The sequence below is a fragment of the Streptomyces durmitorensis genome (assembly GCF_023498005.1).
GTDB classification, from domain to species: domain Bacteria; phylum Actinomycetota; class Actinomycetes; order Streptomycetales; family Streptomycetaceae; genus Streptomyces; species Streptomyces durmitorensis.
The window spans coordinates 1,762,781-1,776,516 of record NZ_CP097289.1 but is presented as its reverse complement, the minus strand read 5'-3'; the positions used below and the strand labels follow the sequence as shown (position 1 = coordinate 1,776,516).

Annotated in this window: 11 protein-coding genes and 1 pseudogene; 6 read left to right on the top strand and 6 right to left on the bottom strand. The window is 71.9% G+C overall.

Annotated elements, in window-relative coordinates; translation table 11 throughout:
• Positions 1-93: 93 nt before the first annotated feature.
• The 4 genes and pseudogenes from M4V62_RS08220 (at position 94) to M4V62_RS08205 (ending at position 5,633) form a co-directional block, all read left to right on the top strand.
• Positions 94-876 (top strand): SDR family oxidoreductase, encoded by a 783-nt coding sequence (locus tag M4V62_RS08220; protein ID WP_249586570.1) that lies wholly within the window; start codon positions 94-96, stop codon positions 874-876.
• A 15-nt stretch (positions 877-891) separates the two neighbouring features.
• Positions 892-1,524 carry a TetR/AcrR family transcriptional regulator gene (locus tag M4V62_RS08215; RefSeq protein ID WP_249586569.1) on the top strand — a complete coding sequence of 211 codons (633 nt, stop codon included), beginning with the start codon at positions 892-894 and terminating at the stop codon, positions 1,522-1,524.
• 60 nt (positions 1,525-1,584) lie between these two features.
• Positions 1,585-2,742 (top strand): acetyl-CoA C-acetyltransferase, encoded by a 1,158-nt coding sequence (locus M4V62_RS08210; RefSeq protein WP_249586568.1) that lies wholly within the window; start codon positions 1,585-1,587, stop codon positions 2,740-2,742.
• A gap of 129 nt (positions 2,743-2,871) precedes the next feature.
• Positions 2,872-5,633 (top strand): annotated as a pseudogene (locus M4V62_RS08205) (ATP-binding protein).
• Between the two features lie 573 nt (positions 5,634-6,206).
• Here M4V62_RS08205 and M4V62_RS08200 read toward each other — a convergent pair.
• From M4V62_RS08200 to M4V62_RS08185, 4 genes are read right to left on the bottom strand one after another with little or no spacing between them, the layout of a single operon-like run.
• Entirely contained in the window at positions 6,207-7,253 is a 1,047-nt protein-coding gene (locus M4V62_RS08200; protein WP_249592740.1) for an NAD(P)H-dependent flavin oxidoreductase, read from the bottom strand.
• Positions 7,254-7,270: 17 nt separating this feature from the next.
• On the bottom strand, positions 7,271-8,074 hold the full coding sequence (locus M4V62_RS08195; RefSeq protein ID WP_249586567.1) for a CoA-transferase subunit beta: 804 nt from the start codon (positions 8,072-8,074) through the stop codon (positions 7,271-7,273).
• Positions 8,071-8,934: a CoA transferase subunit A gene (locus M4V62_RS08190; protein ID WP_249586566.1), complete on the bottom strand. Its 864-nt coding sequence runs from the start codon at positions 8,932-8,934 to the stop codon at positions 8,071-8,073. Before M4V62_RS08190 ends, M4V62_RS08195 begins: the two co-directional genes overlap by 4 nt.
• Positions 8,931-9,701, bottom strand: a complete 771-nt coding sequence (locus M4V62_RS08185; RefSeq protein WP_249586565.1) for an enoyl-CoA hydratase family protein — start codon at positions 9,699-9,701, stop codon at positions 8,931-8,933. Before M4V62_RS08185 ends, M4V62_RS08190 begins: the two co-directional genes overlap by 4 nt.
• Before the next feature lie 67 nt (positions 9,702-9,768).
• On the opposite strand from M4V62_RS08185, the gene M4V62_RS08180 reads away from it, so the two are divergent.
• Together M4V62_RS08180 and M4V62_RS08175 are read left to right on the top strand one after the other, a co-directional pair.
• The gene (locus M4V62_RS08180; protein WP_249586564.1) at positions 9,769-10,536 is read left to right on the top strand and encodes an SDR family oxidoreductase; all 768 of its coding nucleotides are present in this window, start codon (positions 9,769-9,771) and stop codon (positions 10,534-10,536) included.
• Between the two features lie 38 nt (positions 10,537-10,574).
• On the top strand, positions 10,575-11,525 hold the full coding sequence (locus M4V62_RS08175; RefSeq protein ID WP_249586563.1) for an SDR family oxidoreductase: 951 nt from the start codon (positions 10,575-10,577) through the stop codon (positions 11,523-11,525).
• A gap of 63 nt (positions 11,526-11,588) precedes the next feature.
• Here the strand turns inward: M4V62_RS08175 and M4V62_RS08170 are convergent, their stop codons facing one another.
• Positions 11,589-13,091: a SulP family inorganic anion transporter gene (locus tag M4V62_RS08170; RefSeq protein WP_249586562.1), complete on the bottom strand. Its 1,503-nt coding sequence runs from the start codon at positions 13,089-13,091 to the stop codon at positions 11,589-11,591.
• Between the two features lie 121 nt (positions 13,092-13,212).
• Positions 13,213-13,587, bottom strand: coding sequence for a hypothetical protein (locus M4V62_RS08165; RefSeq protein WP_249586561.1), 375 nt, complete (start codon positions 13,585-13,587; stop codon positions 13,213-13,215).
• Positions 13,588-13,736 lie beyond the last annotated feature (149 nt).

Below are 13,736 nucleotides of genomic sequence, written 5' to 3'. Positions count from 1 at the left end.
TGCTACGGTCTTCCCTAACAAGTGTTTGGTAGATTACCCTGAGGTCGAGTCAGTCGTCGAGAGCGAGTCGACAGTCAAGGGGGTCGATCGAGCATGGACGCACCCACGTACGTGCCGGGGCACGGTCTGCTCGCGGGCCGCACCGCCGTCATCACCGCGGCGGCCGGAGCGGGCATCGGCGGCGCCACGGCCCGCCGCTTCCTGGAGGAGGGCGCCCGCATCGTCATCGGCGACGCCCACCCGCGCCGCACGAAGGAGACGGTGGAGGCGCTGGCGGGGGAGTTCGGCGCCGACCGGGTCGACGGGACGTCGTGCGACGTCACGGACGAAGCCCAGGTGCAGGCTCTGTACGACCTGGCGGAGCAGCGCCACGGCGGCCTGGACGTCGTCGTGAACAACGCGGGACTCGGCGGCACCGCCGAGCTCACCGAGATGACCGACGAGCAGTGGGACAGAGTCATCGACGTGACACTGAACGGCACGTTCCGCTCCACCAGGGCCGCCCTGCGCCGCATGCGGGCCGCCGACCGGGGCGGCGTGATCGTGAACAACGCCTCGGTGCTCGGTTGGCGCGCCCAGGCAGGCCAGGCGCACTACGCCGCGGCGAAGGCCGGCGTCATGGCCCTCACGCGCTGCGCCGCCCTCGAAGCCGCGCCCCACGGCATACGGATCAACGCGGTGTCGCCCAGCCTCGCCATGCACCCGCACCTCGCGAAGGTCACATCGCCCGAGCTGCTCGAGGAGCTCACCGCCCGAGAGGCGTTCGGGCGGCACGCCGAGCCCTGGGAGATAGCCAACGTCATCGTCTTCCTGGCCAGCGAGTACTCCTCGTACATGACAGGGGAGACGGTCTCGGTCAGCAACCAGCACGCCTAGGCGGAGAATGACCGTGTGTCGAAACCGAAGCAGAGCAGCACCACAAAGAAGAAGCCCGCGGTGAGTCCCTCGCCCGAGCGCCGCAGCGAACTCCTCGCCATCGCGGCCGACGTCTTCGCCGAACAGGGGTACAACGCGACCACGGTCCGCAAGATCGCGGACGCCGCCGGCATGCTCGCCGGCAGCCTCTACTACCACTTCGACTCCAAGGAGTCGATGCTCGAAGAGATCCTCTCCACCTTCCTCACCGAGCTGTGGGACGGGTACGACACCGTGCTCCAGTCGCAGCTCGGCCCCCGCGAGACCCTCGAGGCGCTCGTCACCGAGTCCTTCCGGGAGATCGACCGGCACCGCTCCGCCGTCGCCATCTACCAGAAGGAGTCAAGGCACCTGGTCGCGCAGGCCCGCTTCCAGTACCTGACCGACTCGCAGCAGCGCTTCGAGAAGACCTGGCTGACGACGCTGGAGCGCGGAGTCGAGGAGCGCGTCTTCCGCGACGACCTGGACATCCGGCTCGCCTACCGCTTCGTGCGCGACACCGTCTGGGTCGCCGCGTCCTGGTACCGCCCCGGGGGAGGCCACAGCCCCGAGGAGATCGCCCGCCAGTACCTCTCGATGGTCCTGGACGGCATCGCCGTACGCACGTAGAGAGCGCGTCGTCACCCCGGCGACCGCGCACCGCCCGAGGAGCACGAGGAGTACGCAGTCATGGCCGAGGCCTACATCGTCGAAGCGGTCCGCACCCCCGTCGGCAGGCGCAAGGGCGGCCTCTCGGCCGTCCACCCCGCCGACCTGGGAGCCCATGTCCTGAAGGCGCTCGTCGAGCGCACCGGCATCGACCCCTCCGCCGTCGAGGACGTCGTCTTCGGCTGCCTGGACACGGTCGGCCCACAGGCCGGGGACATCGCCCGCACCTCCTGGCTGGCGGCTGGGCTGCCCGAAGAGGTGCCCGGCGTGACGATCGACCGGCAGTGCGGATCCTCGCAGCAGGCCGTGCACTTCGCGGCCCAGGGCGTCCTGTCCGGCACCCAGGACCTCGTCGTCGCGGGCGGCACACAGAACATGTCGATGATCCCCATCGCCTTCGCCTCCCGGCAGGCCGCCGAACCGCTCGGCCTCACCGAAGGCCCGTACGCGGGCAGCGAGGGCTGGCGCGCCCGCTATGGGGACCGGCCCGTCAACCAGTTCCACGGCGCACAGCTGATCGCCGAGAAGTGGGGCATCACCCGCCGTGACATGGAGGAGTTCGCGCTCCGCTCGCACCAGCGGGCCGTCCGCGCGATCGACGAGGGCCGCTTCGACCGCGAACTCACCGCGTACGCGGACGTGACCACCGACGAGGGCCCGCGCCGCGACACGACCCTGGAGAAGATGGCGGGCCTGGGGCCCGTCCTGGACGAGGGCACCATCACCGCCGCGTGCTCGTCGCAGGTCTCGGACGGCGCCGCCGCGCTGCTCGTCGCGAGCGAACGGGCCGTGCGGGAGCACGGGTTGACGCCCCGCGCCCGCATCCACCACCTCTCGGTGCGCGGCGAGGACCCGATCCGGATGCTGTCCGCGCCGATCCCCGCCACCGCGTACGCCCTCAAGAAGACCGGAATGAGCATCGGAGACATCGACCTCGTCGAGATCAACGAAGCCTTCGCGCCGGTCGTCCTCGCCTGGTTGAAGGAGACCGGTGCGGACCCGGAGAAGGTCAATGTCAACGGCGGTGCGATAGCCCTCGGCCATCCCCTCGGCGCGACCGGCGTCAAGCTGATGACGACGCTCCTGCACGAACTGGAGCGCACAGGCGGCCGGTTCGGCCTCCAGACCATGTGCGAAGGTGGCGGTCAGGCGAACGTGACCATCATCGAGCGCCTCTGAACGCGTCCAGTTCCCGGCGCCTGCCTCACTCCTTGCGGGAGTTGCTGGCCGGACCCCGCACCGCGAGGCCCTCTCCCCAGCTAGTCTCGATGTCTGTACGTCGATTGAGCGACCTCGGGAGGTAGCGCGATGACGCAGGGACGGCCCGGAGGTGCCATCTGGGCCCCGCTGTGGGAGCGCGATGCGGAACTCGCCGCGGCCGCGCGGGCCGTTGACGAGCTGTGCTCCGACTCGACGACGGCGGGCGGGCTGCTCGTCTTCCAGGGCGAGGCGGGGATCGGCAAGACGGCGCTGCTGTCGGAGGTGCGCCGCATCGCACAAGGGCGGGCCATGGTGTGGTCCGCGCGAGGCGGCGAGACCGTCACCTCCGTCCCCTTCAACGTCGTACGCCAGCTGCTGCAGCCGGCTCTCGTCGCGCTCTCTCCCGAGGAGGCACGGGAGTATCTCGGCGACTGGTACGAGATCGCGGGCCCCGCGCTCGGCATAGCCGAGCCCACGGGAGTCCAGGCCGACCCCCAGGGCGTGTGCGACGGTCTGGTCGAGGCGGTGGCGCGGCTTTCGGGGCTGCACTGGCCGCTCGTCCTTCTCATCGACGACGCGCACTGGGCCGACCAGGAGACCCTGCACTGGCTCGCCGCGTTCGCCCAGCGCCTCGACGAACTGCCCGTCCTCGTGGTGGTAGCCCACCGGCCGGACGACGCCGTCGGCGAGAGCGCGCGCCACCTCGCGGCCGTCGGAGCGGCGGCCCGCCCCACGCCCCCGCTGCGCGCGCTCACCCCGGACGCGGCGGCCGGACTCACCCGCGCCACGCTCGGCGAGCACGCGGACGCCCCGTTCTGCCGCGAGGTGTGGGCGGTCACCGGCGGCAATCCGTACGAATCCGTGGAACTGCTCGCCAAGGTGCAGGACAGCGAGCTCGATCCGGTGGAGAGTTCCGCCGCCGAACTGCGCGCCCTGAACCGCTCGGCGCGCGGCCGCGGTCTCGTCGCCCGTCTCGAAGGGCTCGGCACGGACGTCACGCGGTTCGCGTGGGCGGCGGCGATCCTGGGCACCTCCATTCCGCTCGACCTCGCCGCCTCGCTCGCCGGGATGACCCGTGAGGCGGCCGAGCGGTGCGCGGAGCGGCTGCGCACCGCGCGCATCCTGCTCGGCGCCGACCAGGGCCTGGAATTCGTCCATCCACTGATCGCCAGCACCGTCTACCGCTCGATCCCGCCCGCCACCCGCACCGCGATGCATGGCCAGGCCGCGTGGGCAGTCACGTTGTCGGGCCGTGGTGCGGCAGCCGCGTCGCGGCATCTCCTCGAGGTCCATCCGGACGACGACCCCGAGCTGGTCAAGCAGTTGCGCGAGGCGGCGGCCGAGCATCTTGCGGTCGGTGCGCCGGACGCGGCCCGCCGCTGCCTCGAACGTGCCCTGCGGGAACCACCGCTGCCCGAGACCCACGCGCGCGTGCTCTACGAACTGGGCTGCGCCACGCTCCTCACCTCGCCCGCCACGACCATCGGCCACCTGCGCGAGGCGCTCCACACGCCGGGGCTCGACCGCGGGCTGCGCGTGGACGCCGTCTGCCGACTCTCCCAAGCCCTGGTGCACAACGACCAGTTGGAGGAGGCCCTGCGTGTCGTGGACGCGGAGGCCGACCGTCTCGAGAGCGGACCCGACCGGATGCGGTTGGAGGGGGTCCACTACATGTGGGAGGGCATCCACGCGCGCGAGGACGACGCGACGGGACGTTCGCGCCGCCTTGCCGCGCTCGCCGGACCACTGCCGGGACGCGACAACTCCGAGCGCGCCCTGCTGATCCTGCGCGCCTTCGACGCCATGACCCGCGGGGAGAACGCGGAGGAGATCGTCGAGCTCTGCGACCGCACCCTCGTCAACGGCCGTCTCGCGCCGGGCCTCGGCTGGACCGACACGGAGTGGGGCTTCGAGCTCCTGACGATGCTGGGCGGCGCCTACATCTTCACCGACCGCCTCGACCGTGCCGAGAGCGTCTTCGCCGAGGGGGTCCGTGCCTACGAGGCCGCGGGCTGGAGCGGCGGCCATCTGGCCGTGGCCAAGGCCTGGTTGGGTCTGGTGTACCGCAGGCGCGGACGTCTCGCCGAGGCGTAGGCCTCGCTGCGGGAGAGCCTGCGTCTCACCGACCGCGTCGGCAGCGGCCTCCCGATGCACTGGGACGCCGCGTGCAAGCTCATCGACACGCTGCTCGCCCGCGGGAAGATCGACGAGGCCCAGGAGGCCGCCGAGCGCTACGGCATCGCGCCGCCCTTCCCCTCCACGATTCTCCTGCCCGACATCCACTCCGTGCGGGGCCGCCTGCTGATCACCACGGGACAACGGCCTGAGGGCATCAGCGAACTGGAGGTGGCGGCGAAGACGGCGAACGAACGCGGCTGCTACAACCCGGTGGTCAACCCCTGGGCGTACGACCTCGCCCGCGCAATCGCCGTGGACGACCCAGGGCGCGCCGCCCAGCTGGTCGCGGACGCACGGGTCCAGGCGGAGCTCTTCGGCACGGACACGGCGATCGGCGAGGCGCTGCGGTGCGCGGCGTCCCTGGAGAGCGGGCAGCGCGCGGTCGCGCTGTACGCACGGGCGGTGGCCTGCCTGGAGGCGTCGCCGTGCGCCTATGAACACGCGGTCGCACGAGTCGAGTACGGCATCGCGGCAGGCTCCGCGAGCGAACTGGCACGGGGCCTGGCCCTGGCCGAATCCTGCGGAGCAGACGGGATGGCCGCACGGGCGCGGGCGTCTTTGGAGGTGGCGGGGGTCTGAGACAGGGGGCTGGGCAGGATCCCGGCCCCCCGTCCGACCTGAAGCGAACTTGGCGGACGTGCGTGGCTCGGTGGGCAAGGCGGAGCCGTGGCAGAGGGCGCGCAAGAGCCTGACCGGCGGAGCGGGCTTCCGGTACGGGGCGGGCCTCCAGTACGGGGCGGCGCGGCGGGACAGCGCAGCGGCCGCAGGTGGCCCCGGGGCCCGCCGGAGGCCGCCGCCCAGCTCTGCCGCCCCCGCCCACCAGTTCAGCGGCCGCCCTGCCATCTCAGCCGCCTACATCCCTCGGAGCCGAGCCGCATCAGGGCGCGGGGCGGGACGGAGGAGAGCCCACCGGAGGCCTCCGCTCAGGTCAGCCGTAGGCGTCCCACCACCTCAGTCGCCCCCGTCCCTCGGAGCCGATCTGTATCCCGCCGCAGGGGGGGCGGAGTCGGGGCGAGCCCGGCCGGAGGCCTTCGTTCAGGTCAGTCGTAGGCGTCCCACCGCCTCAGTCGCCCTCATCTCTCGGGGCCGATCTGTATCCGGCCGCAGGGGGCGGGGCGGAGTCGGGGTGAACCCGGCCGGAGGCCTTCGTTCAGGTCAGTCGTAGGCGTCCCACCGCCTCAGTCGCCCCCATCCCTCGGAGCCGATCTGTATCCCGCCGCAGGGGGCGGGGCGGAGTCGAGGTGAACCCGGCCGGAGGCCTTCGTTCAGGTCAGTCGTAGGCGTCCCACCACCTCAGTCGCCTCCAGCATCACCCGCGTGATCAGCTCCTCGCACGAGGGCAGGTCCTCTATTACTCCCGCTACCTGACCGGAAGCCATGACCCCCGCTTCCGGTACCCCGTCCACCATCGCCGACTTCAGCATCATGGGCGTATTCGCGGCCAGCAGGACCTGGCTCCACGTCATCCCCTTTCCGTGCCGCATCGCGAGTCCGTCCCGGATCATTTCGCCCCAAGCCATCCCGGACATCTTCCGGAACGCCGCCGCGTGCCGCACGGCCCGTGCGAGGGACGTCGCTCGTCCTGACTTCTCCAGCGAGGCGACGAGATCCGTCCGCAGCATCCGGTGGGGGAGACCATCCACCCGGGTGGTCACCGTGACGTCCTTGACCGACGCGGACAGATAGCGGGCCTTGACCGCGTCCGGCACCGTCGAGTCCGACGTCAGCAGGAAGCGTGTGCCCATCGCGACCCCCGCCGCGCCATAGGCGAGCGCGGCGACGAGCCCCCGGCCGTCGAAGAAGCCGCCCGCCGCGATCACCGGGATGTCCACCGCGTCCACGACCTGCGGCAACAGCACGGTCGTCGCGACCTCGCCGGTGTGTCCGCCGCCCTCGCCGCCCTGCACGACGACCGCGTCCGCGCCCCACGCCGCGACCTTCTCGGCATGCCGTCGCGCCCCGATGGACGGGATGACGACCACCCCGGCGCCCTTCAGCTCCGCGATCAGCTCCTTCGAGGGGGCGAGCGCGAAGGACGCGACCCGCACTCCCTCGTCGACGATGACCCGCACCCGGTCCCGCGCGTCACCCGCGTCGGCGCGCAGGTTGACCCCGAAGGGCTCGTCCGTACGGGACTTGACCTCCCGGACGGCCGAGCGCAGCTGGTCGACGGTCATCGTCGCGGAGGCGAGGATGCCGAGGGCGCCCGCGTTCGCCGTCGCGGAGACCAGCCGGGGGCCCGCCACCCAGCCCATGCCGGTCTGCACGACGGGGTACCGCACACCGACCAGTTTGGTCAGCGCCGTCTCCATGCCCGGCGGAGCCGACGTCACGGGCGCACCTCGCGCTCGCGCAGACCGCGCGGGTCCACCACGTCCCGGATCAGCCGCAGTTCCTCCGCGGTCGGCTCGCGGGTGCACGGAACCTCATCCGCCTCCGCGAGCCTGAAGCCGGTCGACTCACGCACCTGCTCGACCGTCACGCCCGGATGCAGGGACACCAGGCGCATCGCGTGGTCCGCCGCCCCGAAGTCGAAGACGCCGAGGTCCGACACGACCCGGCGCAGGTCGTGGAAGCGGGTGGCGGAAGGACCGGCGGCCGCCGCGCTGTCGTAACCGACGCCGCTGATCATGTCGACCTTCTCGACGAAGACGCGCTTCGAGTGCCGGGGGATCCAGTAACTCACGGGGTTGTTGAGGGTGTTGACCGGAGCACCGCGCACCCCGAGCAGCTGGCGCCTGGGCCGCTCCCAGTCGCCGATGCAGGAGATGTTCTGGTTTCCGAAACGGTCGATCTGGCTCGCGCCCATCATCACGTGGCGCCTGCCGCCCATGGCCATCGTCAGATGCCTGCGGTACGGCAGCCAGCCCTCCGTCACCGCCGACGGCGCCCCCACGGCGGGCACATCGCCGATCAGCAGCGCCTCCCCGTCCGTGAGCAGCAGGTCCGGCGAGAACGTCAGCTTGGCCAGGCGTGCGGCGATCGCCGGGACCGTGCCCATCGGCGATGCGAGGATCTCCCCTGCGCCCCGCCAGGCCTCCGCGCAGGCGATCACGCAGTACTCGGCGCGGGTGACCGAGGAAGCGGCCGCCTCAGGTGCGCCGGCCGCCGCGGTCGGGTCGGTCTGCGTCATCGCTGCTCCTTGTGCCAGGCCTGGACGGCCGCTTGGTAGTCCTGCTCGGTGCCGGTCAGGAAGCGGTCCTCGAATTCCTTCCAGGCGTCCGGGTCACCCGCGGCGGTCGCGTACGCCTTCTGGAAGGGCTCGTCCCGGCCGTAGTCCGGCACGCACGACGTGAAGTGCGCGCCCCCGGGTGTCTCCGTCACGCCCGTCACCGCGTGCCGGGAGATCAGCATCGTCTGCGGTGCCGCCTGCTCGGTGAGCTCGCTCGATGCGACGATCCGCTCGCACGACACGTACGCCGTGTCGGACGCCTCGCAGAACAGGTCGTCGAAGTACGGATCCGGGCCCAGATACTGGGCGTTGCCCAGGCGGTCGGCGCGGTTGAGATGGACCAGCGCGGCGTCCATCCGCAGGGCGGGCACGGCGACCAGCTCCTCCCCGTCCTCGTACGGCGAAGTGACCGTACGCAGCTGGGGGTTGACCCGCAGGACGTCCGAACCGAGGCCCGCGCGGATCGGCAGGAACGGCAGCCGCTGGGCGCCGGCCGTCAGGCCCTGCATGAACATCGCCTCGTCCAGCTCGACCAGTTCGAAGGCGCCGCGCTCGCGCGCCGCGCGGAAGTGCGGCTCCAGGGGGATCGAGTCGAGGGTAGTGAACGCAGTGACCAGCTTGCGGATCTTCCCCGCCGCGGCGAGCAGGCCGATGTCCGGGCCGCCGTACGCCACGACGGTGAGGTCCGTGATCCCGGACCGCAGCAGGGCCCGCACCAGCGCCATGGGCTTGCGGCGCGAACCCCAGCCGCCGATGCCGAGCGTCATCCCGCTCCGCAGCCGCCCCACGATCGCGTCGGGCGTCATGGTCTTGTCCGTCATGCCCTGCCCTCCTCCTTCTTCCTTCCGGAGCCTGTGCCGAAGTCCTCGCGGACGCGGTCCGCCAGGCCGCTCAAGTTCGCCTCGAAGGTGAAGCCCTGCTCGAAGCGGTAGCTGCGGTGCACGTCGACGGGGTCGATGCCGTTGATCGCGGCCTTGGCGAACCGCAGCAGCGTGCCGTCCTTCTGCGCGATCTCGCGCGCCAACTCCAGTGCCGCATCGCGCAGTTCATCGCGCGGCACGACCCGCCACACGGAGCCGTGCGCGTGCAGTTCGGCCGCGGTGGCCGTGCGCGAGGTGTAGTAAAGGGCGCGCATCAGGTGCTGCGGGACCAGGCGGGCGAGATGCGTCGCGGCGCCGAGCGCGCCCCGGTCCAGCTCGGGCAGGCCGAACGTCGCGTCCTCGCTCGCCACGATCGCGTCCGCGTTGCCCACGAGGCCGATGCCGCCGCCCAGACAGAAGCCGTTCACCGCGGCCACGACCGGCACCTCGCATTCATAGACCGCCGAAAACGCTTCATAGCAACCGCGGTTGGCGCCTATCAGTGCGCTGTGGCCGCTGTCGCGCTGCATCTCCTTGATGTCCACGCCCGCGTTGAAACCGCGGCCCTCGGCGGCGAGGACGACGCAGCGCGTCCCGGGATCGCGACCGGCCGCGCGCACCGCGGACGCCAGGTCGAACCACCCCTGCACGGGCAGGGCGTTGACGGGAGGGAAGTCGACCGTGACGACGGCGACGCCCTTGTCCGGGGTGGAGGTGGAGACAGACATCAGAGGATCCGCTACCTTTCATCCAGGCCCTTCAACCAAACATTTGTTAGTTAGGAAGGTAGCAGCGATGACTGACACCCGACAGGTGGTGGTCGTCACCGGCGGCACCCGAGGCGTCGGCGCCGGTATCGCCCGCAGCTTCCTCGCCGCCGGTGCGCGGGTCGTCGTCTGCGCCCGCAGACCGCCGGAGCGCCCGGTCGAAGCGGCGGGCTCCGCGGCCGAGTTCAGGCCGCTCGACCTGCGCGACGCGGGGGCGGCACACACGTTCTTCGCCGATGTGGCCGCCGATCACGGCCGGTTGGACGCCCTGGTGAACAACGCGGGCGGCACACCCTTCGGGCTGCTCGCCGAGTCGGCCCCCGTCCGCCAGGCCAAGATCGTCGAACTCAACCTGCTGGCCCCGCTGTACGCGTCCCTGGCGGCGTACGAGGTGATGCGCGGCCAGGAGCCCGGCGGGGGCAGCATCACGATGATCGGGAGTGTCAGCGGCTCCCGTCCCTCACCCGGCAGCGGCGCCTATGGCGCGGCCAAGGCGGGCCTGGAGAACCTCGCGCGCACGATGGCCGTCGAGTGGGCCCCGAAGGTGCGCGTGAACACCGTCGTGCTCGGCCTCGCCCGCACCGAGAGCGCCCATCTGCACTACGGCGACGAGGAAGGCATCGCGCAGGTCGCCCGCACCGTCCCGCTCGGGCGGCTCGCCGATCCGTCGGACGTCGGGGACGCGTGCGTCTTCCTCGCCTCCGACAGCGCGTGCTACATCAGCGGCGCCGCACTGCACCTGCACGGCGGCGGCGAACGCCCCGCGTTCCTGGACGCCGCGTCCGTCAATCACTGAACGTACGTCAACCACCGAACGTATCCGAGGAGTTCCGCATGACCGAGGAGTTCCCCATGACCGCAGCCGACGAGCCGGGCCCCGGCATCTGCGCGGGCCGCGTCGTGATCGTCACCGGCGCGGGCCGCGGCCTCGGCAGAGCGCACGCGCGCGCGTACGCCGCCGAGGGCGCCAAGGTCGTCGTGAACGACCTGGGTGTGGGGCCCGACGGCTCCGGGGCGTCCGGCGGGCCCGCGCACGACGTCGTCGCGGAGATCCGCGCGGCGGGCGGCGACGCCGTCGCACACGGCGGTGACATCGCCACGTCCGAGGGCGCAGCGTCCCTGGTGCGAGCGGCACTCGACACGTACGGACAGCTCGACACCCTCGTCAACAACGCGGGTTTCCTGCGGGACCGGATGCTGGTCAACCTCGACGAGGACGACTGGGACGCGGTGATGCGGGTGCATCTGAAGGGGCACTTCCTGCCGCTCAAGCACGCGGCCGCGTACTGGCGCGGCGAGGCGAAGGCGGGGCGCGCGCGGCACGCGTGCGTGGTCAACACCAGCTCGGGGGCCGGGCTGTTGGGGAGCGTCGGGCAGGGCAACTACAGCGCGGCCAAGGCCGGGATCCTCGGGCTCACGATGGTCGCATCGGCCGAATTCGCCTCCTACGGAGTGCGGGTCAACGCGATCGCGCCCGCCGCGCGGACGCGGATGACGGAGCAGACCTTCGCACAGACCATGGCCGCACCCGAAGGAGATGGCTTCGACGCGATGGCTCCGGAGAACGTGTCGCCCGTCGTGGTGTGGCTCGGCTCGGAGGCGTCCGCCCCAGTCACCGGCCGCGTCTTCGAGGCCGAGGCGGGGCGCATCACCGTCATGGAGGGCTGGCGGCCGGGACCGACGGCCGACAAGGGGGCCCGTTGGACCCCGGCGGAGGCGGGCGACGCGACGCTGAAGCTGCTCGCCGGGGCACAGGCGCCCCAACCGGTGTACGGGGCGAGGTGAGCAGGGCGGAATGCCGCCGGACGGGCTCTGCCCGAGCCCGTCCGGCGCAGGATGGTGACACCCTCAGGCCCCGGACGCCACCCGCACCGGATCAGTCCCCTCCGCACTGTGCCGCTCCGCCCAGCTCTCCAGCGACGTACGGCACGCGTGGTCCAGATGCCGCAGGTCCGAGAGGTCGAGATCGATCGGGCGGTCCTGGGGCAGCGCCTCCAGCGCGTCGAGGAGCTTGGGGAGGCGCAGGAACGTGGCATTGCCCGTCAGGTGGACGCGGATCGGTCCCGCGCCCTTGTCGACGACCTCCACGTGCACGTGCGACGTCTCCCACGCGGTCTTCATGACGGCGAGGGCGAGACCGATGAGGACGCCCTCGAACATGTTCACCGTGACGATCGCCGCGGCCGTCACGGCCAGGACGACCGCCTCACCGCGGTGTTCGCGCCACAGCTCCGCCAACTGCCGTACGGGGATCAGCTTGCAGCCCGCGTGCACGAGGACGCCCGCGAGCGCCGCGACCGGGATGAGGGCGAGCGCGGCGGGCAGCAGCGCCGCGAACAGGAGCAGCCAGACGCCGTGCAGGACGCGGGACGCCTTCGTCCGCGCGCCCGCCCGCACGTTGGCCGAGCTGCGGACGATGACGGCGGTCATCGGCAGTGCGCCGAGCAGCCCGCACACGGTGTTGCCCGCGCCCTGCGCGATCAGTTCCTTGTCGTACGACGTACGCGGGCCGTCGTGCAGACGGTCCACCGCGGCCGCGCTGAACAGACTCTCGGCCGACGCGATCAGGGCGAACGCGAGGACGGTGCCGATGGCGCCGAGACTCAGCAGACCCCCGAAGGCGGCGGCGTCCGGCATCCGCACCGCCTCGACGAGCCCCTGCACCTCGACCGTGGCCACCGGCAGGGAGAAGAGCAGCGTGGCACCCGTGGCGAGCGCCACGGCGGCGAGCTGTGCGGGCACCACGCGGAGCTTCGCGGGGAGCCGGTGCCAGGACACGAGCACCGCGATGGTGCCGAGGCCGAGTCCGAAGGCGGTCAGGGCGCGCTCCGAGCCGATGATCCCGGTGAGCATCCCCGGCAGCCCGGTGATCTTGTCGAGGCCGCTCGCGGGAGCCTCGCGGTCGGCCATGGCGTACAACTGCCCGGCGATCAGAACGAGTCCGATGCCGGCGAGCATGCCCTCGACGACGGCCACGGAGATGGCGCGGAAGAAGCGGCCGAGCCGGAGGGCGCCCATGGCCAGCTGGAGGATCCCGGCGACGAGCACGAGGGCGCCGAGCGCCGCGAGACCGTACTCCCGCACGGCCTCGTAGACGAGGACGGTGAGTCCCGCGGCGGGACCGCTGACCTGGAGGCTGCTGCCGGGCAGTAGGCCGGTGACCAGACCGCCGACGATGCCGGTGATCAGGCCGAGTTCGGCGGGTGCTCCGGAGGCGACGGCCACGCCCACGCACAGGGGCAGGGCGACGAGGAAGACGACCACGGAGGCGGCGACGTCGTGCCGTGCGCTGTCGGGTGCCCTGAGCAGGGAGCGGGCGCGGTCGAGTACGGAGGCGGGGGAAGGCTGCATGTCGGTTGACTCCTGAGCGCCGTGGGGGGCGCATCGGTGTGACGTGGACCGGTGTTCGGGTCCGGCCGGCGGACGCGTCGGACGCGTGTGCCTGGCGGCACGGCCGTGCCGGAGGAACCGATCAGCAGCGGAAGACCTGGAGCAGGGCCGGGAGCTCGCGGCCCGCTGGTCTCGTCTCGTGGTGGGCGGCGGCCACGGGGCGCCGCGCGGGCGTGCCGTCGTCCGCGGGAGTGACCGCGTGGGCCTGGAGATGCGGGGTCGTGTCGGGGGTGAGGTCGCGGCAGAGAGGCCGGCCGCGCGCCCGGAAGCGCTCGGAGGTCTCCTCCGGGTGCGTGTCGTCGCCGCAGTGCGCGTACGGTGCCGTGGCCGGTGGGATGCGGGATTCCGCGCCGTGCGTGGGTTCGTTGACCCCGTGCGCGAAGAACTGGACGGTCACCAGGAGCACGGCGAGCAGCACCGCGGGCAGCACCCGCCTGCGCACTCCGGCTCCCGTCACAGTGGCAAATCCCTCACGTGGCCGCGTAACTCGCATGGTCACCAAGTAACTTAACCCGTCAGATGTGTCACCTGGGTGACCGGCGGTGACATGGCGCGACAGCCACCCTTCGATCAGGCGTACGTGACGTGTTTGCGCGGGCAGAGCGT